At 71.2% G+C, this 22802-nt stretch carries 25 protein-coding genes and 1 riboswitch; of the genes, 1 reads left to right on the forward strand and 24 read right to left on the reverse strand.

Annotated features, from left to right (window positions below):
• Window positions 1-8: 8 nt before the first annotated feature.
• From ABZ948_RS05230 to rpsB, 10 genes are all read right to left on the reverse strand, one after another.
• Entirely contained in the window at window positions 9-1028 is a 1020-nt protein-coding gene (locus tag ABZ948_RS05230; protein ID WP_359757424.1) for an ABC transporter ATP-binding protein, read from the reverse strand.
• The gene (locus tag ABZ948_RS05235) at window positions 1029-2693 is read right to left on the reverse strand and encodes an ABC transporter permease (protein ID WP_359757426.1); all 1665 of its coding nucleotides are present in this window, start codon (window positions 2691-2693) and stop codon (window positions 1029-1031) included.
• Window positions 2669-3706 (reverse strand): thiamine ABC transporter substrate-binding protein, encoded by a 1038-nt coding sequence (locus ABZ948_RS05240; RefSeq protein ID WP_435857461.1) that lies wholly within the window; start codon window positions 3704-3706, stop codon window positions 2669-2671. The genes ABZ948_RS05235 and ABZ948_RS05240 overlap by 25 nt, the downstream gene beginning before the upstream one ends.
• A 124-nt stretch (window positions 3707-3830) precedes the next feature.
• Window positions 3831-3937: riboswitch (TPP riboswitch) on the reverse strand.
• 24 nt (window positions 3938-3961) lie between these two features.
• Entirely contained in the window at window positions 3962-5068 is a 1107-nt protein-coding gene (gene rlmN, locus ABZ948_RS05245) for a dual-specificity RNA methyltransferase RlmN (protein WP_359757428.1), read from the reverse strand.
• 69 nt (window positions 5069-5137) lie between these two features.
• The gene (locus ABZ948_RS05250; RefSeq protein WP_359757430.1) at window positions 5138-5587 is read right to left on the reverse strand and encodes an SRPBCC family protein; all 450 of its coding nucleotides are present in this window, start codon (window positions 5585-5587) and stop codon (window positions 5138-5140) included.
• A gap of 117 nt (window positions 5588-5704) precedes the next feature.
• Window positions 5705-6832, reverse strand: a complete 1128-nt coding sequence (locus ABZ948_RS05255; protein WP_359757432.1) for a phosphatidate cytidylyltransferase — start codon at window positions 6830-6832, stop codon at window positions 5705-5707.
• A complete protein-coding gene (frr, locus tag ABZ948_RS05260) occupies window positions 6832-7389 on the reverse strand; it encodes a ribosome recycling factor (RefSeq protein ID WP_014675285.1) in 558 nt (185 codons plus the stop codon). The genes ABZ948_RS05255 and frr overlap by 1 nt, the downstream gene beginning before the upstream one ends.
• Before the next feature lie 166 nt (window positions 7390-7555).
• Window positions 7556-8314 (reverse strand): UMP kinase, encoded by a 759-nt coding sequence (gene pyrH / locus ABZ948_RS05265; protein ID WP_359757434.1) that lies wholly within the window; start codon window positions 8312-8314, stop codon window positions 7556-7558.
• 184 nt (window positions 8315-8498) lie between these two features.
• A complete protein-coding gene (gene tsf, locus ABZ948_RS05270) occupies window positions 8499-9335 on the reverse strand; it encodes a translation elongation factor Ts (RefSeq protein WP_359757436.1) in 837 nt (278 codons plus the stop codon).
• A 152-nt stretch (window positions 9336-9487) separates the two neighbouring features.
• Window positions 9488-10378 (reverse strand): 30S ribosomal protein S2, encoded by an 891-nt coding sequence (gene rpsB, locus ABZ948_RS05275; protein ID WP_359757438.1) that lies wholly within the window; start codon window positions 10376-10378, stop codon window positions 9488-9490.
• Between the two features lie 273 nt (window positions 10379-10651).
• Between rpsB and ABZ948_RS05280 the strand changes: the two genes are divergently transcribed.
• A complete protein-coding gene (locus ABZ948_RS05280) occupies window positions 10652-11215 on the forward strand; it encodes a peptidoglycan DD-metalloendopeptidase family protein (protein ID WP_359757440.1) in 564 nt (187 codons plus the stop codon).
• Between the two features lie 240 nt (window positions 11216-11455).
• On the opposite strand, the gene ABZ948_RS05285 is transcribed toward ABZ948_RS05280, so the two are convergent.
• From ABZ948_RS05285 to rimM, 14 genes are all read right to left on the reverse strand, one after another.
• On the reverse strand, window positions 11456-12013 hold the full coding sequence (locus ABZ948_RS05285) for a TetR/AcrR family transcriptional regulator (RefSeq protein WP_359757560.1): 558 nt from the start codon (window positions 12011-12013) through the stop codon (window positions 11456-11458).
• Window positions 12014-12106: 93 nt separating this feature from the next.
• Window positions 12107-12949: an RNA polymerase sigma factor WhiG gene (gene whiG / locus ABZ948_RS05290; RefSeq protein WP_114255562.1), complete on the reverse strand. Its 843-nt coding sequence runs from the start codon at window positions 12947-12949 to the stop codon at window positions 12107-12109.
• 275 nt (window positions 12950-13224) lie between these two features.
• The gene (gene dprA, locus ABZ948_RS05295) at window positions 13225-14382 is read right to left on the reverse strand and encodes a DNA-processing protein DprA (RefSeq protein ID WP_359757443.1); all 1158 of its coding nucleotides are present in this window, start codon (window positions 14380-14382) and stop codon (window positions 13225-13227) included.
• The gene (locus ABZ948_RS05300; RefSeq protein ID WP_359757445.1) at window positions 14379-16004 is read right to left on the reverse strand and encodes a YifB family Mg chelatase-like AAA ATPase; all 1626 of its coding nucleotides are present in this window, start codon (window positions 16002-16004) and stop codon (window positions 14379-14381) included. The genes dprA and ABZ948_RS05300 overlap by 4 nt, the downstream gene beginning before the upstream one ends.
• Entirely contained in the window at window positions 16004-16396 is a 393-nt protein-coding gene (locus tag ABZ948_RS05305; RefSeq protein WP_359757447.1) for a YraN family protein, read from the reverse strand. The genes ABZ948_RS05300 and ABZ948_RS05305 overlap by 1 nt, the downstream gene beginning before the upstream one ends.
• Before the next feature lie 104 nt (window positions 16397-16500).
• A complete protein-coding gene (locus tag ABZ948_RS05310) occupies window positions 16501-16809 on the reverse strand; it encodes a DUF2469 domain-containing protein (protein WP_003993268.1) in 309 nt (102 codons plus the stop codon).
• A gap of 56 nt (window positions 16810-16865) precedes the next feature.
• The gene (locus ABZ948_RS05315; RefSeq protein ID WP_359757449.1) at window positions 16866-17390 is read right to left on the reverse strand and encodes an NUDIX hydrolase; all 525 of its coding nucleotides are present in this window, start codon (window positions 17388-17390) and stop codon (window positions 16866-16868) included.
• The gene (gene lepB, locus ABZ948_RS05320) at window positions 17380-18159 is read right to left on the reverse strand and encodes a signal peptidase I (RefSeq protein WP_359757451.1); all 780 of its coding nucleotides are present in this window, start codon (window positions 18157-18159) and stop codon (window positions 17380-17382) included. The genes ABZ948_RS05315 and lepB (ABZ948_RS05320) overlap by 11 nt, the downstream gene beginning before the upstream one ends.
• A gap of 51 nt (window positions 18160-18210) precedes the next feature.
• A complete protein-coding gene (gene lepB / locus ABZ948_RS05325) occupies window positions 18211-19173 on the reverse strand; it encodes a signal peptidase I (protein ID WP_359757453.1) in 963 nt (320 codons plus the stop codon).
• Window positions 19061-20152: a signal peptidase I gene (gene lepB, locus ABZ948_RS05330; protein ID WP_359757455.1), complete on the reverse strand. Its 1092-nt coding sequence runs from the start codon at window positions 20150-20152 to the stop codon at window positions 19061-19063. Before lepB (ABZ948_RS05330) ends, lepB (ABZ948_RS05325) begins: the two co-directional genes overlap by 113 nt.
• On the reverse strand, window positions 20145-20891 hold the full coding sequence (gene lepB / locus ABZ948_RS05335; protein WP_359757457.1) for a signal peptidase I: 747 nt from the start codon (window positions 20889-20891) through the stop codon (window positions 20145-20147). The genes lepB (ABZ948_RS05330) and lepB (ABZ948_RS05335) overlap by 8 nt, the downstream gene beginning before the upstream one ends.
• A gap of 45 nt (window positions 20892-20936) precedes the next feature.
• Complete coding sequence (gene rplS, locus ABZ948_RS05340) at window positions 20937-21287, reverse strand: 50S ribosomal protein L19 (protein WP_030852073.1); 351 nt, start codon at window positions 21285-21287, stop codon at window positions 20937-20939.
• A gap of 136 nt (window positions 21288-21423) precedes the next feature.
• Window positions 21424-22257: a tRNA (guanosine(37)-N1)-methyltransferase TrmD gene (gene trmD, locus ABZ948_RS05345; RefSeq protein WP_359757459.1), complete on the reverse strand. Its 834-nt coding sequence runs from the start codon at window positions 22255-22257 to the stop codon at window positions 21424-21426.
• A complete protein-coding gene (gene rimM / locus ABZ948_RS05350) occupies window positions 22257-22799 on the reverse strand; it encodes a ribosome maturation factor RimM (RefSeq protein WP_359757461.1) in 543 nt (180 codons plus the stop codon). Before rimM ends, trmD begins: the two co-directional genes overlap by 1 nt.
• Window positions 22800-22802 lie beyond the last annotated feature (3 nt).

Here is a 22802-nt window from a genome sequence, read left to right on the forward strand (position 1 = left end):
GTCCCGTCTCACCCGAGCACGACGATCTCGGCCGCGTCGAACTCCACCCCGACCTCGCCGCCGACCTCCGGCGCGTCCCGCAGCGCGCAGGCCGCCTCCAGCCGCGGGGCGTCCGCCGGCTGCAGGTGGACGGCCACATGGGTGCCCTTGAAGGTGCGGGCGGCGACCGTGCACCTCAGACCGGCCTCGGCGGACACCAGGCACACCCCGGCGGGCCGGACGAGCAGGTTCCGCGTGCCCTGCGGCGCCCCCTCCGGCACGGGCACCTTGCCCCACGGCGTGTCCGCCGCCTCCGTCCCGACGGTCGCCTCGACCACGTTCTCGAAGCCCAGGAAGCGGGCCACGAACGCGTCGGCCGGCCGCTGCCACACCTCCAGGGGCGTACCGGACTGGGCGATCCGCCCGTCCCGCATCACCACGACCCGGTCGGCCAGCGCGAAGGCCTCCCCCTGGTCGTGGGTCACGGCGAGCACGGTCGTACCCAACCGGCCGAACAGTTCCTTGAGTTCGACGACCAGCCGCTCCCTGAGCGACCGGTCGAGCTGGCCCAGCGGCTCGTCCAGCATCAGCAGCCGTGGGCTGGGCGCCAGAGCCCGGGCCAGCGCGACCCGCTGCTGCTCCCCGCCGGACAGCGCGGCGACGGCCCGGCGGGCCGCGCCCGGCAGCCCGACCAGGTCCAGCAACTCCTGGACGCGCTCGGCCTGTCGCCGCTTCGGCGCCCCGTGCATGCGCAGCCCGAAGGCGACGTTGCCGCCCACGTCCCGCTGCGGGAACAGCTGGTGGTCCTGGAACATCAGCCCGACGCCCCGCCGGTGCGCGGGCACGCCCGCCTGGTCCCGCCCGTCGAGCGACACGCGCCCGGAGTCGAGCGGCTGCAGCCCGGCCACCGCCCGCAGCAGGGTCGACTTGCCGCTGCCGCTGGGCCCGAGCACGCACACGATCTCGTGCTCGGCGACCTCCAGATCGACGGCGTCCAGCACGGCCCGCCCGCCGAAACGGACCGTCGCGCCCTCCAGGCTCAGCAGCATCTAGAACTCCCCCGTCCGGTCCGTCCGCAGCCTCTCCAGCACCAGCAGGGCCACCGCGCACACCACCATCAGAATCGTCGACAGGGCCATCGCCTGCCCGTAGTTGAGGTCCCCGGGCCGCCCCAGCAGCCGGGCCACGGCCACCGGCAGCGTCGGGTTGTCGGGCCGCGCGATGAACACCGTCGCCCCGAACTCCCCGAGCGACACGGCGAAGGCGAACCCGGCCGCGATCAGCAGGGCCCGCCGCACCATCGGCAGGTCCACCTCCCGCCACACCCGCCAGGGCGAGGCCCCGAGCACCGAGGCCGCCTCCCGCAGCCGCACGTCCACGGCCCGCAGCACGGGCAGCATCGTCCGGACCACGAACGGCACCCCGACCAGCGCCTGCGCGAGCGGCACGAGGATCCAGGAGGACCTCAGGTCCAGCGGCGGCTCGTCCAGCGCGATCAGGAATCCGAAGCCGACGGTCACCGCGGACACCCCGAGCGGCAGCATCAGCAGCGCGTCGAAGCCGCGCACGAACCGCCCCGCGTCGCGGCGGGTGAGCGCGACGGCGGCGAGGGAGCCGACCACCACGGCGATGGCCGTGGCGGCGACGGCGTACGACAGGGAGTTGCCGATCGCCTCGATCGGCGGGACCAGGAACACTCCCCCGTCGTCCCTGGTCAGCGCCCGGTAGTAGCCGAAGCCGGGCGCGTCGAGGGACCGCTGCACCAGCACGGCCAGGGGCAGCAGGAGCAGCACGACGACGGTGACCAGTACCCCGCCCAGCAGCGCCCACTGCCCGGCGCCGCGCGGCCGGCGCGCGGTCCCGGCGGCGTCCACCAGCCGCAGCGCCGTCTCCCGCCGCCGCACGGTCCAGGCGTGCAGGGCGAGGATCGCCCCCACGGCCACGAACTGGATCAGCGTCAGCACGGCCGCCGTGGACAGGTCGAAGATCTCGGACGTCTGCCGGTAGATCTCCACTTCCAGGGTGGAGAAGGTGGGCCCCCCGAGGATCTGGACGACGCCGAAGGAGGTGAAGGTGAACAGGAAGACCATGAGCGCGGCGGCGGCCACGGCGGGTGCCAGCGCCGGGAGCGTGACCTGCCGCCAGGCCTTCAGGGGTGAGGCCCCGAGCATCCGCGCGGCCTCCTCCTGCCGCGGGTCGAGCTGCGCCCAGAGCCCGCCGACGGTCCGCACGACGACCGCGTAGTTGAAGAAGACGTGCGCGAGCAGGATCGCCCACACCGTGGTGTCCAGCCGTACCCCCCACAGCTCGTCGAGCAGCCCGCCGCGCCCGACCAGCGCCAGGAACGCCGTACCGACGACGACCGTCGGCAGCACGAACGGCACGGTCACCACCGCCCGCAGCACCTGCTTGCCGGGGAAGTCGAAACGCGCGAAGACGTACGCGCCGGGCAGCGCGACCAGCAGCGTGAGCGCGGTGGAGACGAGCGCCTGCCAGGTGGTGAACCACAGGACGTGCCGGACGTCGGACTGCGCCAGCACCTCCCCGATCCGCCCGAGGTGCCAGGCCCCGTCGGCCTTCAGGCCGCGCGCGACGATCGCGGCGACCGGATAGGCGAAGAAGACCGCGAAGAACGCGACGGGCACGGCGAGCAGACCGAACCGCGCCGCCGCGCCCCGCCGCCGGACGGCTACTTCAGTACGAGTGAGGTCCACGACTTGACCCACTGGTCACGGTGGTCGGCGATCTTCGCCGGGTCCATGGTCTCGGGATCCTTCGCCTGCGGCCCGTACTTCACGAACTCGGGCGGCACCTGGGCGCCCTCGGTCACCGGGTACACGAACATGTTGAGCGGCATGTCCTGCTGGAACCGCTCGCCGATCAGGAAGTCGAGGAGCGCCTTGCCGCCCTTGGCGTTCTTCGCGTTGCTCAGCAGCCCGGCGTACTCGACCTGCCGGAAGCAGGTGCCCTCGGCGACCCCGGTGGGGGCGGCGGCGGGCTTCGGGTCGGCGTACAGCACCTCGGCGGGCGGCGAGGAGGCGTACGACACGACGAGCGGCCGGTCGCCCTTGGCCTTCTTGCCGCTGCTGGAGCCGGAGAACTCCTCGTTGTAGGCCTGCTCCCAGCCGTCGACGACCTTGACGCCGTTGGCCTTGAGCTTCTTCCAGTAGCCCTCCCAGCCGTCGTCGCCGTACTTCGCGGCGGTGCCGAGCAGGAAGCCGAGACCGGGCGAGGAGGAGGCGGCGTTCTCGGTCACGAGCAGGTTCTTGTACTGCGGCTCGACCAGGTCGTCGAAGCTGCGCGGCGGCTCGATCTTGTGGTCGGCGAAGTACTTCTTGTCGTAGTTGACGCAGATGTCGCCGGTGTCGATGGGCGTGACGCGGTGCTTGTCCTCGTCGACCCGGTACTCGGCCTTGATCCGCTCCGATCCCTTCGCCTCGTACGGCTGGAACACGCCGTTGTCGAGGGCGCGGGACAGCAGGGTGTTGTCGACGCCGAAGAAGACGTCGCCCTGCGGGTTGTCCTTGGTCAGGACGGCCTTGTTCACGGCCTGCCCGGCGTCGCCGTCCTTCAGGACCCGGACCTTGTAGCCGGACTCCTTCTCGAAGGCCGCGATGACGTCCTCGGACGCGGCCCACGAGTCGTGGCTGACGAGCGTCACGGTCTTGGAGTCGCCGGCCCCCTGGGAGCCGTCGGACGACCCGCACGCGGACAGCGTGCCGACCATGCCGAGCCCGACGGCCACCGCCGTCAGCCGCTTGATGTTGATGCTCACCGGATTCCTCCTGGGGTGACCAGGAGAAGACGCGGCCCTGCCCGGGACTTCCGGGGTCCCGGGCAGGGCGCAACAGCTCGAGTGGTGACCGATCTCCCTACCCAGAATGACCTGGGCCAGGTTCGGAGGGTCTGCGGCCGTGTGCCGCACTCTCAGCGCTGTGGCGCTCCCCTGTCGGAATATGAAGGTGTATGTACGACGGTCACACTACCGTTCGGTGGCCGCGAGCTGACCACACGCCCCGTCGATCTCCTGACCACGGGTGTCCCGGATCGTCACCGGCACACCATGCGCGGCGATGGCCTCCACGAACGCCTTCTCGTCCTCGGGCCGGGAGGCCGTCCACTTCGACCCGGGCGTCGGGTTCAGCGGGATGAGGTTGACGTGCACGGGCCTGCCCTTGAGCATCCGGCCGAGCCGGTCGCCACGCCAGGCCTGGTCGTTGATGTCGCGGATCAGGGCGTACTCGATGGACAGCCGGCGTCCGGACTTGGCGCTGTACTCGAAACCGGCGTCCAGCACCTCGCGCACCTTCCACCGCGTGTTCACGGGCACGAGGGTGTCACGCAGCTCGTCGTCGGGCGCGTGCAGCGAGATCGCCAGCCGGCACTTGAAGCCCTCGTCGGCGAACCGGTGGATGGCCGGCACGAGACCGACGGTGGACACGGTGATCCCTCGCTGGGACAGGCCGACGCCGTCGGGCTCGGGGTCGGTGAGCCGCCGGATGGCGCCGATCACCCGGTTGTAGTTGGCGAGGGGCTCGCCCATGCCCATGAACACGATGTTGCTGAGCCGCGCCGGGCCGCCGGGGACCTCCCCGTCGCGCAGGGCCCGCATCCCGTCCACGATCTGGTGGACGATCTCGGCGGTGGACAGATTGCGGTCCAGCCCCGCCTGTCCCGTCGCACAGAACGGGCAGTTCATCCCGCACCCGGCCTGCGAGCTGATGCACATGGTCACCCGGTCCGGGTAGCGCATCAGCACCGACTCGACGAGCGTCCCGTCGAACAGCCGCCACAGCGTCTTGCGGGTGGTGCCCTGGTCGGTCGACAGATGCCGCACGACGGTCATCAGCTCGGGCAGCAGCGCCTCCTGCAGCCGACCGCGGGCACCGGCCGGAATATCGGTCCACTGCTCCGGCTCGTGCGCGTACCGCGCGAAGTAGTGCTGCGAGAGCTGCTTGGCGCGAAACGGCTTCTCCCCGACAGCGGCGACAGCCTCCTTGCGCTCGGCAGGAGTGAGGTCGGCGAGATGCCGCGGCGGCTTCTTGGCTCCGCGCGGGGCGACGAAAGTGAGTTCTCCGGGCTTAGGCATGGCTCAACCAGTGTCGCAGATCGTTCACGGTGGCCCGTGCCCCGCCTGCGGCACCGGGGATGAGACCCCCTACTCGCCCGTGTGCTCCAGCCGGTCCTTGAGGAGCTGCTCGTTGCGCGGGAGTTCCTTGCGGACCTGGGGGCGGACGACGAAGGGGACGAGGACCTTGCCCATGCCGTGGCCCTCGAAGTCGACCTCGATCGTCACGTGGGAGCGGCGGCCCTCGTCGAACGGCTCGACCTCGCCGTGGACCCGTGCCCGGACGGGGCCGTCGATCCCGCGCAGGCCCCAGCTGTGCGGCGGGTCGTACTCGGTGACCTCCATGGTCATCGGCATCGTGCGGCGGCCGATGTGCCGGGTGACCCGGACCTTGGTGCCGATGCCGACGGGCCCCTCGTCGAGGCGTTCCGCGGAGACGGCGCTCAGCTGCCACTCCGGCATGCGCGGGGTGTCCATGACGTAGTCGTAGACGTCCGTGGGAGAGCGGTCGACATCGATGGATTGTCGAATGGCGGACATGATGACCCCCTTTGCGGCGTACACCTGAATCGTCCCACTCCGTGAAGCCCGCCGCCTCCTCGAGAAAGACGGCGAGCCCCCGCCGTGGTGGACGGGGGCTCGCCGGGGCGGATCCGCTCAGCCGGATCCCACGAAGAGCACGAGCAGCAGCCACACCACGGGAGCCGTGGGCAGCAGCGAGTCGAGCCGGTCCATGATGCCGCCGTGGCCCGGCAGCAGCGTGCCCATGTCCTTGATGCCGAGGTCCCGCTTGATCATGGACTCGCCGAGGTCGCCGAGCGTGGCGCTGACCGCGACCGCGAGACCCAGCAGCAGGCCCTGCCACCAGGCACCGTCATGGATCATGAACTCCAGGCACAGCGCGCCGACCACCATGGCGAAGGCGACCGCACCGAGCAGGCCCTCGCGGGTCTTGCCGGGGCTGATGCGCGGGGCGAGCTTGGTCCGGCCGAAGCGCCAGCCGACGGCGTAGGCACCGGTGTCGCTGACGACCGTCAGCAGCAGGAAGGTGAGCACCCGCTGCGGTCCGTCGTCCGCGGTCAGCATCATCGCGACGAACGTCGCCAGGAACGGCACGTAGAACGCCGCGAAGACGCCCGCCGTGACGTCCCTGAGGTAGTTCTCCGGCGGTTCCGTCATGCGCCAGACCAGCACGGCCAGCGCGGTGAGCGCCATGGCGACCCAGGCGCCCTCGGCGCCCCGGACGTACCCGGCGACGACCATCGCGGCACCGCCGAGCGCGAGCGGCACGAGCGGCGCCCGGATGCCCTTGCGCTCCTCCAGCCGCTTGGTCAGTTCCCACAGGCCCACCACGACGGCGACCGCGACGACGCCGACGAAGACGGCCTTGACGACGAACAGCGACGCGACGATCACCGCGCCGAGCCCGACCCCGACCCCTATCGCGGCACTCAGGTCGCGACCCGCGCTCTTCTTCTGCGGCTTGGGTGCCGGCTGCGAGGCGTCGGGCATGGGCTCCGGATTCGTGTCGTTCCGGACCGGAGGGCCGCTCCGCCGAGCGGCCCCTCGGTCGTCATCCTGGTTTCCGCCGTACGCGGCTACGTCGGGCACGATGGGCATGGGCCGAGTCTGAGGCGCGTCATGCGCATCGTATGCGGGACCCGCCGGGGCGGCCCCTTGGACGTGCCCCTGGCCGGGGGTGTGGACCTGCCCGTGGCCATGCGGCTGGTCGGTGGGCCCCCAGTACCCGGCCTGTGGCGGCGCCCCCCAGGAAGAGTCGTTCATCAGACCTCGAGCAGCTCCGCTTCCTTGTGCTTCAGGAGCTCGTCCACCTGTGCGACGTACTTCGCGGTGGTGTCGTCGAGCTCCTTCTCCGCACGGCGGCCCTCGTCCTCGCCGACCTCGCCGTCCTTGATCAGCTTGTCGATGGCGTCCTTGGCCTTGCGGCGCACGGAGCGGATGGAGACCTTGGCGTCCTCACCCTTGCCCTTGGCGACCTTGATGTACTCGCGGCGGCGTTCCTCGGTCAGCTCGGGGAACACCACCCGGATGATGTTGCCGTCGTTGCTCGGGTTGACGCCCAGGTCGGAGTCGCGGATGGCCTGTTCGATGTTGCGCAGCGCGCTCTTGTCGAACGGGGTCACCACGGCCATGCGCGGCTCGGGCACCGAGAACGAGGCCAGCTGGTTGATCGGGGTCGGCGCGCCGTAGTAGTCGGCCACGATCTTGTTGAACATCGCCGGGTGCGCACGGCCGGTGCGGATCGCGGCGAAGTCCTCCTTGGCGACCACGACGGCCTTCTCCATCTTCTCCTCGGCCTCGAGGAGGGTCTCTTCGATCACCACTTGCTCCTGCGTGTCTTGAGTAGGCCCGGCTGCGGTTCCATGTGGGGCGGCGGCCGGCTGCGTCGCGTCTTCTTCCTGCACGGTTCCCGACCGGCGGGACATTGTCCATCCCCCGGCCCGGCTCCGTCCCGTCCGTCCCCCGGACGGGGTTGTTCTCGGGGTGTCAGTCCCGGCTGCCGGGGTCCCCCACCAGCGTGCCGATCTTCTCACCCTTGACGGCGCGTGAGATGTTGCCCTCCGCCAGCAGCTCGAAGACCACGATCGGGAGCTTGTTGTCGCGGCACAGCGTCACGGCCGTGGCGTCGGCGACCTTCAGGTCGCGGGTGATGACCTCGCCGTAGCCGAGGTGGTCGAACTTCACGGCGTCCGGGTTGGTCTTCGGGTCGGAGTCGTAGACCCCGTCCACGCCGTTCTTGCCCATCAGCAGCGCCTCGGCGTCGATCTCCAGGGCGCGCTGGGCGGCGGTGGTGTCGGTGGAGAAGTACGGCATGCCCATACCGGCGCCGAAGATCACCACGCGGCCCTTCTCCAGGTGCCGTACGGCGCGCAGCGGGATGTAGGGCTCGGCGACCTGGCCCATGGTGATGGCGGTCTGCACGCGGCAGTCCACGCCGACCTTCTCCAGGAAGTCCTGGAGGGCGAGGCAGTTCATGACCGTGCCGAGCATGCCCATGTAGTCGGAGCGGGCCCGGTCCATGCCGCGCTGCTGGAGCTCGGCGCCACGGAAGAAGTTGCCGCCGCCGATGACGACCGCGATCTGCGCGCCGTCGCGCACGACGGCCGCGATCTCGCGGGCGATCTTGTGCACCACGTCGGGGTCGACGCCCAGGCCCCCACCGCCGGAGAAGGCCTCTCCGGACAGCTTCAGCAGAAACCGGCCGCGTACTTTGCCGTCGTCGCTCTTCTGGGCCTTGGTGGTCATGGGGGATCCCGCCTCTTTCACGTGGTGCACATACGAGGAAGGCCATTGCCGGTGGGGCGTGTTTCACATCCCATACGGCAATGGCCTCCTCGTCAGATCTGCTGTCGTCCGTCACCCCTGTGACGGCGTACGCGGACGACTGCTGTCGACCCTATCGGGGTCGCGCGTCGATCGCGGTACGGACTCAGATGCCGACCTTGATGCGCGTGAAGCGCTTCAGGGTGACACCGGCCTCGTCCAGGATCTTCTGGACGGACTTCTTGTTGTCGAGCGCGTACGGCTGGCCGAGCAGCGTGGCGTCCTTGAAGAAGCCGTTGAGGCGACCCTCGACGATCTTCGGCAGGGCGGCCTCGGGCTTGCCCTCGGCGCGGGTGGTCTCCTCGGCGACGCGGCGCTCGGACTCGACGACCTCGGCCGGCACGTCCTCCTTGGAGAGGTACTTCGGCGCGAAGGCGGCGATGTGCTGGGCGACGCCCTTGGCGATCTCCGCGTTCGGCTTGTCCAGCTCGACGAGGACACCGATCTGCGGGGGCAGGTCGGGCATCGTGCGGTGCATGTACGCGGTGACGTAGCCGTCGGCGAACTGCGCGAAGCGGTCCAGGACGATCTTCTCGCCCAGGTTGGCGTTGGCCTCGTCCACGAACGCCTGGACGGTCTTGCCGGCCTCGATCTCGGAGGCGAGCAGGGCCTCCAGGTCGGCCGGGGAGGTCTTGGCGACGTGCTGCGCGATCTGGTTGGCGACGGCCTGGAACTTCTCGCCCTTGGCGACGAAGTCGGTCTCGCACTTCAGCTCGACGATGACGCCGGAGGAGTTGTCGTCGGCGATGACGGAGACCACGGCGCCGTTCTCGGCGGAGCGGCCCTCGCGCTTGGCGACGCCCTTCTGGCCCTTGATGCGGAGCGCCTCGACGGCCTTCTCGACGTTGCCCTCGGCCTCGTCCAGCGCCTTCTTGCAGTCCATCATGCCGGCGCCCGTGAGCTCGCGGAGCTTCTTGACGTCGGCGGCGGTGTAGTTCGCCATGAGTCTGTGAATCTTTCTCGAAGTCTGGAAGATCGAAGATCTGCGGATGCGCCCATGGAGCCGGGGGGCGCTGTCCTTCCGCTGACCTACGGGTGAACGGCGGGAGCGGACTTCATGTCAGCGCTCCCGCCGTCACCTCGGACGCTGACGGGTCAGGCCTGCTCGGCCTCGGCCGGCTTCTCGCCCTCGGCCGGCTTCTCGGCCTCGGCGGCCGGAGCAGCCTCGGCGGCCGGGGCGGCCTCAGCGGCGGGGGCGGCCTCGTCGGCCTTCTTCTCGCCCTCGAGCAGGTCGCGCTCCCACTCGGCGAGCGGCTCGCCGGCGGCCTTCTCGCCCTTGCCCTCGGTGGCGACACCGCTGCGGGCGATGAGGCCCTCGGCGACGGCGTCGGCGATGACGCGGGTGAGCAGGGTGACGGAGCGGATCGCGTCGTCGTTGCCCGGGATCTTGTAGTCGACCTCGTCGGGGTCGCAGTTGGTGTCGAGGATCGCGACGACCGGAATGTTCAGCTTCCGGGCCTCACCAACGGCGATGTGCTCCTTCTTGGTGTCCACGATCCAGACGGCGCTGGGCACCTTCTGCATCTCGCGGATACCGCCGAGGGTCTTCTCCAGCTTGGCCTTCTCGCGCGAGAGCACGAGAAGCTCCTTCTTGGTCAGACCGGACGCGGCGACGTCCTCGAAGTCGATCTGCTCGAGCTCCTTGAGGCGCTGCAGACGCTTGTAGACGGTCGAGAAGTTGGTGAGCATGCCGCCCAGCCAGCGCTGGTTGACGTAGGGCATGCCGACGCGGGTGGCCTGCTCGGCGATGGCCTCCTGCGCCTGCTTCTTGGTGCCGACGAACATGACCGTGCCGCCGTGGGCGACGGTCTCCTTGACGAACTCGTAGGCGCGGTCGATGTACGACAGCGACTGGAGCAGGTCGATGATGTAGATGCCGTTGCGCTCGGTGAAGATGAAGCGCTTCATCTTCGGGTTCCAGCGACGGGTCTGGTGACCGAAGTGGACGCCGCTCTCCAGCAGCTCCCGCATCGTGACGACGGCCATGGCCGTTTCTCCTTGAATTTCTCGGTTGTGCCGCGGATGCCGGACGGCTTCCGCGCCTGACGCCCACTGCGCGCCGTGCCACGAGGGACCGAGGGGCGCTGATACGGCCCGTTGCCGGGCTGCATATCGGGGCGTGCGAAGTCGACCCGGTGGCCCGGGTCGCCACCAGAAGTGTACGGGACCCGCGGGGCACCGGGTGACGCCGTTGTCCACAACCGGGTGGTGGTCCACAGACCCGGGCGGTGACCGGGGGTGCTCCGGGACGCTTTCCGCATGCGAGCGAAGCGATGTGTGCGTGCGTGTACGCGGCTGGTCCTGCTGCTGGTGTTCACGGTGACGGCCCTGCTGTCCCCGCCCGCGAGCCTGTCCCTGACCGGCACGGACGCGCCGGTGCCGGCCCTCGGCCGCACCTGGCCGGTGGGCTTGCGCCCTCCGGTCCTGCGCGGCTGGGAGCCCCCGGCGACGGTGTACGGCCCGGGCCACCGGGGCGTCGACCTGGCGGCGGAGCCCGGAGCGCCGGTGCGGGCGGTGGCGGCGGGCCGGGTGTCCTTCGCGGGCCGGGTGGCCGGAAAGGGGGTCGTGTCCGTGGACCTCACGGGGACCGGTGATCCCGCGCTCCGCACGACCTACGAGCCCGTGACGGCGTCCGTCGAGGAGGGCGAGGAGGTGGAGCCGGGCGAGGTGATCGGCACGGTGGCGGCGACCGGCTCGCACTGCACGGCTCCGTGCGTGCACTGGGGTCTGCGCCGGGGCGGGACGTACCTGAACCCACTGTCGCTGCTGCCCCCGTGGCTCCTGAACGGGGGCCCGTCGAGGCTGCTGCCGGTCCTCACCTAGAGCCACCGGCGGTCGTTCCGCTCGGACGCCACGGGTGGGCCGCACCCTGCGGCGCCATGCCACGCCACGCACCCGCCCGGCCCCGGCCCGCGGGGCCGCACCCCGCGGCGCCGCGCCGCGCGCCCGCCGGCCCCGCCCGTTCCCGACCCCAGCCCGCCGAAGCTCAGCCCGAGCCCACCGAAGCTCAGCCCGACGAAGCTCAGCTCGAGCCCGCCGAAGCTCAGCCCCAACCGCCGAGGCTCAGCCCCGCACACCCCGCAGAGCCATGGAGACAGCCGCCTCGGTCACAGTCCCGGGCTCCTCCGCGGCCCCCAGCTCGATCCGCCGTACGGCCGCGTCCACGACCCCCTGCACCAACATCGCCGCGAGCCGGGGCTGCTCATGCCCCATCTCGGCGAGCGCCTCGACGATCATCGCGACGAGCCCGCCGTGCGCCGCCCGGATCTTCTCCCGGGCACCCGCGTCCAGCTCGCTCGCGGAGATCGCCACCACGGCCCGGTGCCGCCGGTCACCGACCAGCTCCAGCTGCTGCCGCACATACGCCTCGACCTTGGCCTCGGGCGTCCGCGCCCGCTCCATCGCCGCCGACACCTCCGCCGCCCAGACGGGGAAGTCGACCTCGCACAGCTCCTCGACCACGGCCGCCCGTGACCGGAAGTACTCGTAGACGGACGAGCGCGCCAGGCCCGTCCGCTCGGCGAGGGCCGGGAAGGTCAGCGCCTCCGTACCGCCCTCGGACAACAAGGAACGAGCCGCGTCCAGCAGGGCGGCTCGCTGCATCGACCGGTGCTCGGCCACGGAGGCCGCTCGAATCCTTGGCACGTCAACACTCTACGGACGCGCCGGGCCGGACGGGAGTGGCTCCCGCCGGGCCGACGCCATCCGGCCAGGTCAGCGGCCGAAGCTCGCCAGTTTCGCCCTGAGCTGGAGCACGGACTTGGTGTGGATCTGGCTGACCCGGCTCTCGGTCACGCCCAGCACGTTGCCGATCTCGGCCAGCGTGAGGCCCTCGTAGTAGTACAGCGTGACCACGGTCTTCTCCCGCTCGGGCAGCGTGTTGATGGCCCGGGCGAGGAACCTCCGCAGCTCGCGGTCCTCGGCGACCTCCACCGGGTTGTCGGCGGCGGTGTCCTCCAGCGTGTCCATGACGCTCAGCCCGTCGCCGCCCTCACCGCCCACGTGCAGCAGCTCCTCCAGGGCCACCACGTTGGCCAGCGACAACTGGCTGAACACCGCGTGGAGTTCCTCGACCGCGATGCCCATCTCGGAGGCCACCTCGCCCTCCGTCGGCGTGCGCCGCAGCCGCGCCTCCAGCGTGGCGTACGCCCGCTCCACGTTGCGCGCCTTCTGCCGCACCGAGCGCGGGATCCAGTCCAGCGCCCGCAGCTCGTCGATCATGGCGCCGCGGATCCGGGTGATCGCGTACGTCTCGAACTTGATCTCCCGGTCGATGTCGAACTTCTCGATCGCGTCGATCAGCCCGAACACCCCGGACGAGACGAAGTCCGCCTGCTCGACGTTGGACGGCAGGCCCACGCTGACCCGTCCCGCGACGTACTTCACCAGCGGCGAGTAGTGCAGGATCAGCTGCTCCCGCAGCCGCTCGTCCCCCGTCGCCTTGTACGACCGCCACAGCTCGTCGAGCGTCGAGGGAGCGGGCGGCCGCACGCTGCCACCGTCACGGGCGGCTGGGGGGATCGCCGCCCGGTCGGACCCGGAGGTGTGCTGGGGCATTCGTCGCCTTGTGCCGTTCTGCTGCGAAGTGGTGCTGCTGGGGTGAGCTGTCTGTCTGATGTCGAGTTGCCTGTCCGTGTCGGGATCCTCGTGAGCGTAGCGTGACTGCGGTGTCGCGGTGCGCGAAGGGCGGTGGTCGAAGGGGGCGCAGATACGTTCCGGAAGGCGTCCCGCCGAAGCGGCACGCTCGCCCGGCGTGCTCCCCGGAGACCCCCAACTGGGCGCATTTCCAAGGGGTGTCGGGGTTCCCCCGGACGGCCGAACACGGGTGGTCCTCACGGCTCGGGACCCCCGCGGACCGACATCACCGCCTGGCGTGTCAACTTCCAGCCGTCGCCGTGTCGTTCGACGTAACCGAGTGCTCGGAGTTCGTACAGTCTCGCGATCGCGTCGTCCGGTGCGGTCTGCGCGCGGCGCGCGATCTCGTCCGGCCGGGCGGCCCGGCGTCCCGGCAGCGCGGCGAGCACCTGCCGGGCGGCCGGCTCCAGCAGGTCCCGGGGCAGGACGGGGCCGCGCCGGTCGGGGGCCAGCTGCCCGATGTCGCCGACCAGCTCGACGACGTCGGCGGCGTCGGTGACCAGGGCCGCTTCCGCGCGCAGCAGTTCATGCACCCCGGCGGAGAGCGCGCTGGTGGCGGGGCCGGGCACGCCCATGGTGTACCGGCCCAGGCGCTGGGCCGCCCGGGCCGTGACCAGGGAGCCGCTGCGGTGGGCGGCCTCGACGACCACGGTCCCGCGGGTGAGGGCCGCGATCACCCGGTTCCGCAGGATGAACCGGCTCGGTGTCGGGTGATCCCCGGGCGGCAACTCGCCGATGACCAGACCCTGTTCGGCGATCCTGCCGATCAGCTGGGTGTGTCCGCGCGGGTAGGGCCGGTCGACGCCGCAGGCGAGGACGGCGACGGTGGCGCCGCCCGCGCCGAGGGCTCCGCGGTGGGCGGCGCCGTCGACGCCGTAGGCGCCGCCGGACACCACGACCCAGCCCTGCTCGGCGAGGCCGGCGGCGAGGGTGGCCGCCATGTGTGCCCCGTACTCGGTGCAGGCCCGGGCGCCGACGACGGCGACGGACCTCAGGGCCCACATGCGCAGGCTGGGCCGCCCTCGCACCCAGAGGCCCAGGGGCCGGGCGTCCCCGAGATCGTCGAGCTGCCCCGGCCACTCGGGGTCCCCGGGGCACACGAACCGCACCCCGGCGTCCCGGGCGACCTCCAGATCCCGCCGCGGCCGGGCGATCGCGGCCCTGGCCAGCAGCCCGGCCCACCGCTTCGCGCTCACGCCGGGCAGGGGCACCCCGCCCTCCACCAGCCGCCGCACCACTCCCCCGACCCCGAACTCCCGCACCCACCGCCCACCGGCTTCGTCCCCGGGCTCGATGACCCGGGTGAGGAAGACGCGGGCGAGCAGTTCGTCGTCCGGGTCGTCGAGGATGCTCATGTCAGTGCCCCGATGGCCATGGGCACGCCCCTCGGCACTCCGGTGCGCAGCTGGAGCGCGAGGGCGACGTCCGTGGCGTCGGGCCGGTCGTGACCGAGGAGATCGGCCACGGTCCAGGCCACGCGCAGGACGCGATCGAGTCCGCGGGCGGTCAGGACGCCCCGCTCCAGGTTCCGCTCGGCCTCGTCCATCGCGCCGGGGGCGGCGTACCAGCGGCTGCGCAGCTCGCGGCCGGGCACCTCGCTGTTCGTCCGCCAGGGAGTGCCCGCCAGGCGCTCCGCGGCCCGTTCCCGGGCTGCCCGGACCCGGTCGGCGACCGTCGCGGTGGACTCGCCCCGGGCGCCGGAGGCGGTCAGCTGGGTGCGGGTGACGCGGTCCACCTCGACGCGCAGGTCGACGCGGTCGAGCAGCGGCCCGGAGAGCCGGGCCTGGTACCGGCGGATCGCCGAGGGCGGGCACTCGCACAGGTCGTCCCGCTGGGAGAACCGGCCGCACGGGCAGGGGTTGGCCGCGAGCACCATCAGGAACTTCGCCGGGAAGCGCACCACCCCGGCGCTGCGCGCGATCACGACGTGCCCCGCCTCCAGCGGCTGGCGCAGCGCGTCCAGGGCCTGGCTGTTGAACTCCGGCGTCTCGTCCAGGAACAGCACCCCGCGATGGGACAGCGACACGGCGCCGGGCCGCGCGATGCCCGGGCCGCCGCCGACGAGTGCCTGCATCGTGGCCGAGTGGTGCGGGGCGCAGTACGGGGCGACGTCGATCAGCGGCTTGCCGGGAGGCAGCAGGCCCGCCACCGAGTGGACCGCGGTGACCTCCAGCGACTCCTGCCGGACGAGCCGGGGCAGGATGGTGGGCAGCCGCTCGGCGAGCATCGTCTTGCCGGCTCCGGGCGGCCCCTCCAGGAAGAGGTGGTGCCCGCCCGCCGCGGCCACCTCCACCGCCGTGCGCGCCGACGTCTGCCCGACGACGTCCGCCAGGTCGTGGCCGTGGTCGTGCTGGGCGGCGCCGACGCTGTGCATGCCGGTGGCCGCGCCCGTGCCCGGCACGCGCAGGCCGGCGAGGAGCGGATCCGGCCGTCCCAGTTCGTCCTGTTCCTCGTCGGGCACGGGTTCGTCGGCCAGGACGGCGATCAACTGCCGCAGGCTGCGGACGCCCAGGACGGACACCCCGGGCACGAGGGACGCCTCGGCGGCGGCACACTCGGGCACCACCACCTGCTCATATCCCGCGTCCGCCGCCGCCAGCACCGCCGGCAGCACCCCCCGTACCGGCCGCACCCGCCCGTCCAGCCCCAGCTCCCCGATCATCACGATGTCGGCGAGGACCCGCGGGTCGATGCGTTCCGCCGCGCCGAGGACCGCCGCCGCGACGGCCAGGTCGAAGCCGCTGCCGGACTTCGGGACGGAGGCCGGGCTCAGGCCCACCGTGAGTTTCTTCTGCGGCCAGGCCGCGCCCGAGTTGACGACCGCGGCGCGCACCCGGTCCCGGCTCTCCGTGAGGCTCTTGTCGGGCAGCCCCACCAGCGTGAACGCCGCCACACCCGGTTCCAGGTCGGCCTGGACCTCGACGACCACGCCCTCGACGCCCACCAGCGCCACCGAACACGTACGGGCGAATGCCATCAGGCCGCCCCCCGCACGTGCTCGACCACGGCCGCACCGCGGGCGGGCAGCAGCACCCCGACGACGTCGATGCGGACCCCGCCGGGCGGTGCGCCCCCGTGTGTCTGGATCCATCGCTCGGCGAGGTCCCGCAGCCGGTCCGCCTTCTGCGGGGTCACGGCCGCCATCGGATGCTCGAAGGGGCCTTCCCTGCGGGTCTTCACCTCGCAGACGACCAGGACGTCCCCGTCCCGGGCCACGATGTCGATCTCGCCGTTGCGGCCCGAGCGCCAGTTGCGCTCCAGGACCGTCAGGCCCGCCTCGGCCAGCCGCCTGGCCGCCAGACTCTCTCCGTACCTGCCCATCGCACTGCGTGCGTTCATGCCGGCACCACCTCCGGCGCCAACGATCACGCAGCCGCGACCAAGAAGTGGATCTTGGTGGACGGCTCAGCCGTTGTGGACAACCCGGTCACCCGCCGGGGTGAACCTCACCCGTTCGGCAGCTCCAGATCGCTTCACCCGCTCGGCAGCTCCAGATCGCTCTTGTTCAGCTCCTCGATGTTCACGTCCTTGAACGTGAGCACTCGGACCTGCTTCACGAACCGCGCCGGCCGATACATGTCCCACACCCAGGCGTCCGCCATGGACACCTCGAAGAACACCTCGCCCTGGACCGAGTGCACCTGCATCTCGTAGTCGTTGGTCAGGTAGAAGCGCCGCTCGGTCTCGATCACGTATTTGAACAGACCGACGACATCGCGGTACTCCCGGTAGAGCTTCAGCTCCATCTCGGTCTCGTACTTCTCGAGGTCCTCGGCGCTCATGGCATGTTCCCCTTCAGCCGTGCGATCCCACCATTGTGCGCCAGTCCCGTGAGCCCCTAGACGATTTCCGGGTCAAGGATCACGGGCCTGGCCGGGGGACCTTCGTCGAGCAGCGTGCGCAGCAGCCCGGCGAGTCTGGTCGGATACACCGTCTCATGTGCCCGGGTCAGTTCCGGACACGTCCACCAGCGCGCTCCGGCGACACTGCGCCGTTCCAGCTCGGTCAGCCCGGCGGCGGCGATCGCCGTACGGTCCGTACGAGCCAGGAAGTACCACTCGTCCTGGTCCCAGCGGCGGCCCGCGAACGGGAACGAGCACATCCGCCGCCACAGCACCGGGCCGAGCTCGACCTCGGTGATGCCCGTCTCCTCGGCGAGTTCCCGCAGGGCGGCCTGTTCACGGGTCTCGTCGCCCTCCAGGCCGCCGCCGGGGGTGAACCACCAGTCGTCGGCCGGATCGTCCGGCTCGTGCCCGTGCAGCAGCAGGATGCGGTCCTGCGGGTCGAGCAGCACGACCCGGGCGACCTTGCGCAGTCCGCTCCCGTGGCCGTCCTGGCCCGCGCTCACGGCCTCAGCGGGCACCTGCGGGCTCCGCGCTCGCCCGCCGGGCCCGGGCCGCGTCCGCGCGCTTGGCGATCGGGCCGTAGGCGCCACCGCCCAGGACGAGCACGGCGCCGGCGATCACCAGGGCGGTGATGGTGCGCAGCGGTCCGGGCGAGGAGAGGGCGCCGAGCGGTTCGAAGCCGGTGGGGCGCCCCAGCATGCCCTTCATGGGCCACACGACGGCGTCCACGCGCGCGTCCACGGCGGAGCGGGCCACGGTGCCGCTGGCGGCATCGGTCAGGTGCGCGGTGGAGTCGACGGAGTTGCCGCGCTCGTCACCGAGCAGGAACAGCCGGCCCTTGGGGACGGTCACGGTCGGGAAATTGCCCATCTCGGCCGGTGTGCCCTTGGGCAGGTACGTTTCGTCGATCTCCTTGCCGTTGACCTTGAGCTTGCCGTCCTGGCAGCAGGAGACCGTGTCACCGCCGATGGCGACCACGCGCTTGACCATGGGCGCGTTGGCCCACGTCGCGTCCTTGAAGACGACGACGTCACCGCGGCGCACGTCGGCGCCGTCGACCCGCTGCGCCAGGATCCGGTCGCCCGCGTCGATCGTCGGCGTCATCGAGCTGGTGGGCACGGTGTACGGCCGGTAGACCACCGCTCCCCAGGCGAAACCGCCGAGGAACAGCACGAGGCCCAGTGCGACGGCCAGCCCGGACAAACGCTGTCCGGTCCGGCTGCCCACCGGGCCCGTGCCTGTGCCACCGCCGCGCGGGGCCGTGTGCGTCATGCTCTCGCCACCCATGGGTCCGCACCCTACCCGGGGGTACCGGCCGGGGTCAGCCCATGGTCGGGATCACTGCTTCCGGCGACGCCAGAGCACCACCGGCACCACGCCGAGGAGTGCGATCCCCTGCGGTGCCACCGGCAGACCCGCCGCGTTCGGCTGAGCGTTCAAGCCGGACTGGTCGAAGGTGTCCGGCACCGGCAGGGTGTCCCAGCGGTTGATCGGCCAGGCGATGACGATGGCCCGTCCGACGACGTCCTTCACCGGGACCATGCCGTGGTGCTTGTCGGACTGGTTGTAACGCGAGTCCCGCGAGTTCTGCCGGTGGTCGCCCATGACCCAGATGTAGCCCTCGGGGACCTTCACCTTGAACTGGCCGCCCTGGTCGTCGACGCTGCACGGCGTGTTGCCGGCGTAGACGTACGACCGCTCGTCCAGCGCCTTGCCGTTGACCGTGAGCGGGCCAGTGCCCTTGCACTCGATGGTGTCGCCGCCGACGCCGATGACACGCTTGATGAGGTCCTTCTCCTCCGCGGACGGCATGAGGCCGATCCAGCTGAGGAACGTCTGCAGGGCGTTCGGATCCGTCGTCGGCTCGCCCGCCAGCCAGTTGTCGGGGTCGTGGAAGACGACGACCTCGCCGCGCTCGGGCTCGGAGCCGAACCAGGGGGTCAGCTTGTCGACCAGGACGCGGTCGCCCTGCTGGAGGGTGTTCTGCATCGAGTCGGAGGGGATGGAGAACGCCTGCACCAGGAAGGTCTTGATCAGCAGCGCCAGCACCAGCGCGATACCGATCAGGATGGGCAGCTCCTTCCAGAAGGAGCGCGGTTTCTTCGGCGTCCGGGCCGTACCGCCCGGCCCCTGGCCCTCGGCTGTCGTGTGCTCGCCTGTCACCCTGTCATCCTCGGCTGCCCCGGAGTCATTCCCGGAGGTCACGGCGCTGTCCGCGGCCGGGACGGCGGATTCCGCGGGGCGTCCGCGGTGCTCCTCGCCGTCGTGTCCGGACCGTGCGCCAACCGCCACATCCCCCACGCCAACTCCTCACTCTGTGCCGCCGCCTGCCCCATACACGACGCAGGCCCACCACTCCCATAACGAGCGGGAGTTCCGCAGGGGTCGGGAGCTGGATCGTTCCGTTCGATTCCTCGGAGGCAACCCTATGCGACGGCGGAGGGGCAGCGGTCGACCCGGTGGCCGAGTCGGACACCGAGGCGTACGTGTTCGGTTCCTCGAGCATGTTCCAGTGGCCGAGGGGCCAGGCGATGACCATGGCGCGGCCCACGACCTCCTCCTCGGAGACCGTGCCGCCGTAGTCGGTGTCCTGGTGGGCGCGCGAGTCCGCGGAGTTGTTCCGGTGGTCGCCCATGACCCACAGCCGCCCCTGGGGCACCGTGATGTCGAACGGCGTGTCGGACGGGGCGATGCCGGGGTACAGGTAGTCCTCGTTCAGCGGGATGCCGTTGACGGTCACGCGCCCTTGCGCGTCGCAGCACTTGACGCGGTCTCCGCCGACGCCGACGACCCGCTTGATGAGGTCCTTCTCGTTCTCGGACGGCAGCAGACCGATGAAGGTGAGCCCTTCCTTGATCTGCTTGATGACGACGGGGTCGTCCTTCTGCGTGGTGGGCTGCTCGTCCTGGAGCCAGCCGCCGGGGTCCTTGAACACGACGACGTCCCCGCGCTGCGGCTTCGAGCCGAACCACGGGGTGAGTTTGTCGACCAGGACGCGGTCGCCGATCTGGATCGTCTGCTCCATGGAGCCGGACGGGATGACGAAGGCCTGGACGAGGAAGGTCTTGAGGACGAGGGCTATGAGGACGGCGACGCCGACGAGGAGGGGTATCTCCTTGACGGCACCGCGCCTGCGGCGCCGCTTGACCTTCTTCTGGAGCTTGCGCCGCTCGGCGCGCGTACGGCCGCCGGACGGGCTGGCGGCGCGCCGGGCGCCGGTGGGCAGCAGGTTGTCCGCCGGGCCGGCGGGGACGCCGCGCGGTTTGCCGCGGTTACCCATGGGCGCCCGCCCTTTCGGCGGCGGGCACCCGCGCAGAGGCGGCGGCCGGCACGCGCGCGTAGGCGTCGGGGCGCTGCAGCCGGGTGGCGTGGCCGAAGGGCCAGACGATCCAGTCGGCGCGGCCGATGACGTCGCCGACCGGGATCATGCCGCCGCCCGGTGAGCCGAGGTGGTTCCGGGAGTCGCTGGAGAGGCTGCGGTGGTCGCCGAGGACGAACAGGGTGCCGTCGGGCACGACGACGTCGAAGGGCACCGTGGACGGGCTGTCGCCGGGGTACAGGAAGCCCGACTCGTCGACCGGCCGGCCGTTCACCCGGATCCTCCCCTCCTTGTCGCAGCACACCACGTGGTCTCCCCCCACGCCTACAACGCGCTTGACGTAGTCCGCGTGCCCGAAGTAGCCGGTCCCGTCGAACACGACGATGTCTCCCCGCTGCGGCTCGGCACCGAAACGGTACGCCAACTTATTTACGAGAACCCGGTCCCCGATCCTCAATGCCTGCTCCATGGATCCGCTGGGGATCTGGAACGGGCGCATCACGAACGTGCTGAGGAGCAGGAGGAAGAGCAGGCAGGTCAGCAGGGTGAGAGTGATCCGGCCGCCGGGGACCCATGCGCTGACACGCGACACCAACGCGAAACGCGACCGGCCCTCCGGCTCTCCGGGGTCCGAGGTCTGCTCGGAGCCGGAAGGGCGGGAGGAGCGGTCGCGCTCCGTCGGCTGTGCTTCGGTGTCCATCGGAGCCAGATGCTATCCGGCCCCGGTGTGAACCCCGGAGGGCGCTCAGTTCTCGCGCTTCTCCTTGATCTTCGCGGCCTTGCCGCGGAGCTCGCGCAGGTAGTACAGCTTGGCGCGGCGGACGTCACCCTTGGTGACGAGCTCGATCTTCTCGACGATCGGGGTGTGCACCGGGAAGGTGCGCTCGACGCCGACGGAGAAGGAGACCTTGCGGACCGTGAAGGTCTCGCGCACGCCGGAGCCCTGGCGGCGGATCACGACGCCCTTGAACTGCTGCACACGGGAGCGGTTGCCCTCGATGACGCGGACGTGCACGTTGACCGTGTCGCCCGGGCGGAAGGCGGGGACGTCGCTGCGCAGCGAAGCGGAGTCGACGGTGTCGAGCAGGTGAGACATTTCGTCTGCTTTCCTCGCTGATGCCACAGGTCATCAACGGAAACTAGGTGTTTCGGATTCAGGGTCGTGCGGGTCGGGGCGGGCGTCGTCTCCCCCTGTGGCAGGGGCGCACGCCGGACGGACGCACAACAGCTGGCTATTCTTCCACGCCGTCGGTCCTGCGCCAAAATCGGCCGTACGGCTCCCCCGCCGGGTCGGGTGCCCAGCCCAGGATGGAGAGCATCTCGCGGTCCTTCTTGTCGAAGGCCTTGGGGTCGCACCGCTCGATCAGGTCGGGCCGGTGGGCGGTCGTGCGCTTCAGCGCCTCGTCGCGGCGCCAGCGGGCGATCTTCCCGTGGTGGCCGCTGAGCAGCACGTCGGGGATGTCCCGGCCGCGCCACTCGGGCGGCTTGGTGTAGACGGGACCCTCCAGCAGGCTCGCCATGGCGCCGGGCGCGAAGGAGTCGTCTCGGTGCGACTCGGCATTGCCCAGGACGCCGGGCAGCAGCCGCGCCACGGCCTCCGTGACGACGAGGACGGCCGCCTCGCCCCCGGCCAGGACGTAGTCGCCGATGGAGACCTCGTAGACCGGCATGCGCGTCGCGTACTCGTCGACGACGCGCCGGTCGATGCCCTCGTAGCGGGCCGGCGTGAAGATCAACCAGGGGCGCTCGGAGAGGTGGACGGCGAGTTCCTGGGTGAAGGGGCGGCCGCTCGGGGTGGGCACGATGAGGGCGGGCTCGCCCGAGCCGGTCTCGTAGCCGTCGGCCAGGACGGAGTCCAGCGCCTCTCCCCAGGGCTCGGTCTTCATGACCATGCCGGGGCCGCCGCCGTAGGGGGTGTCGTCGACGGTGTGGTGACGGTCGTACGTCCAGGACCGCAGGTCGTGCACGTGCACGTTCAGCTGTCCACGCGCGCGTGCCTTGCCCACGAGGGAGACGTTCAGCGGTTCCAGGTACTCGGGGAAGATCGTGACGACGTCGAGGCGCATTACGACTCTTCCCGGCTGGACGCGATCTCGGCGCGGTCGTCGATCAGGCCGGGAGGCGGGGTGATGACGGCCTTCTGCTCCTCCAGGTCGATCTCGGTGACGATCTCCTCGACGAAGGGGATCAGCACCTCGCTGCCGTCGGGGCGCTCCACGATGAACAGGTCCTGGGTGGGCAGGTGCGAGATCTCGGTGATCCGCCCGACCTCGGTGCCGTCCGCGGTGACCACGTCGAGATCGATGAGCTGGTGGTCGTAGTACTCGTCCTCGCCCTCGGGCAGTTCCTCCGGGTCGACCTCGGCGATCAGGAGGGTGTTGCGCAGGGCCTCGGCGCCGGTGCGGTCGCTGACGCCCTCGAAGCGCAGCAGAAGACGGCCGCTGTGGACGCGGCCCGTCTCGATGGTGAGCGGTCCCGCGGCGGCGGGATCGGTGGCGAGTACGGCACCGGGGGCGAGCCTCAGTTCCGGCTCGTCCGTACGGACCTCGACGGTGACCTCGCCCTTGATGCCATGGGCACGGCCGATCCGTGCGACTACCAGCTGCACGTG

The organism is Streptomyces olindensis, assembly GCF_040645895.1.
Taxonomy (GTDB): Bacteria; Actinomycetota; Actinomycetes; order Streptomycetales; family Streptomycetaceae; genus Streptomyces; species Streptomyces olindensis.

Excerpts from the sequence above, each read along its gene's own strand:
- ABZ948_RS05230 (WP_359757424.1), bottom strand. The coding sequence starts at position 1,028 with ATGCTGCTGAGCCTGGAGGGCGCGACGGTCCGTTTCGGCGGGCGGGCC.
- ABZ948_RS05240 (WP_435857461.1), bottom strand. The coding sequence starts at position 3,706 with ATGGTCGGCACGCTGTCCGCGTGCGGGTCGTCCGACGGCTCCCAGGGG.
- rlmN (WP_359757428.1), bottom strand. The coding sequence starts at position 5,068 with ATGCCTAAGCCCGGAGAACTCACTTTCGTCGCCCCGCGCGGAGCCAAG.
- ABZ948_RS05250 (WP_359757430.1), bottom strand. The coding sequence starts at position 5,587 with ATGTCCGCCATTCGACAATCCATCGATGTCGACCGCTCTCCCACGGAC.
- ABZ948_RS05255 (WP_359757432.1), bottom strand. The coding sequence starts at position 6,832 with ATGAACGACTCTTCCTGGGGGGCGCCGCCACAGGCCGGGTACTGGGGG.
- pyrH (WP_359757434.1), bottom strand. The coding sequence starts at position 8,314 with ATGACCACCAAGGCCCAGAAGAGCGACGACGGCAAAGTACGCGGCCGG.
- tsf (WP_359757436.1), bottom strand. The coding sequence starts at position 9,335 with ATGGCGAACTACACCGCCGCCGACGTCAAGAAGCTCCGCGAGCTCACG.
- rpsB (WP_359757438.1), bottom strand. The coding sequence starts at position 10,378 with ATGGCCGTCGTCACGATGCGGGAGCTGCTGGAGAGCGGCGTCCACTTC.
- ABZ948_RS05280 (WP_359757440.1), top strand. The coding sequence starts at position 10,652 with ATGCGAGCGAAGCGATGTGTGCGTGCGTGTACGCGGCTGGTCCTGCTG.
- whiG (WP_114255562.1), bottom strand. The coding sequence starts at position 12,949 with ATGCCCCAGCACACCTCCGGGTCCGACCGGGCGGCGATCCCCCCAGCC.
- dprA (WP_359757443.1), bottom strand. The coding sequence starts at position 14,382 with ATGAGCATCCTCGACGACCCGGACGACGAACTGCTCGCCCGCGTCTTC.
- ABZ948_RS05300 (WP_359757445.1), bottom strand. The coding sequence starts at position 16,004 with ATGGCATTCGCCCGTACGTGTTCGGTGGCGCTGGTGGGCGTCGAGGGC.
- ABZ948_RS05310 (WP_003993268.1), bottom strand. The coding sequence starts at position 16,809 with ATGAGCGCCGAGGACCTCGAGAAGTACGAGACCGAGATGGAGCTGAAG.
- lepB (WP_359757451.1), bottom strand. The coding sequence starts at position 18,159 with ATGGGTGGCGAGAGCATGACGCACACGGCCCCGCGCGGCGGTGGCACA.
- lepB (WP_359757455.1), bottom strand. The coding sequence starts at position 20,152 with ATGGGTAACCGCGGCAAACCGCGCGGCGTCCCCGCCGGCCCGGCGGAC.
- lepB (WP_359757457.1), bottom strand. The coding sequence starts at position 20,891 with ATGGACACCGAAGCACAGCCGACGGAGCGCGACCGCTCCTCCCGCCCT.
- rplS (WP_030852073.1), bottom strand. The coding sequence starts at position 21,287 with ATGTCTCACCTGCTCGACACCGTCGACTCCGCTTCGCTGCGCAGCGAC.
- trmD (WP_359757459.1), bottom strand. The coding sequence starts at position 22,257 with ATGCGCCTCGACGTCGTCACGATCTTCCCCGAGTACCTGGAACCGCTG.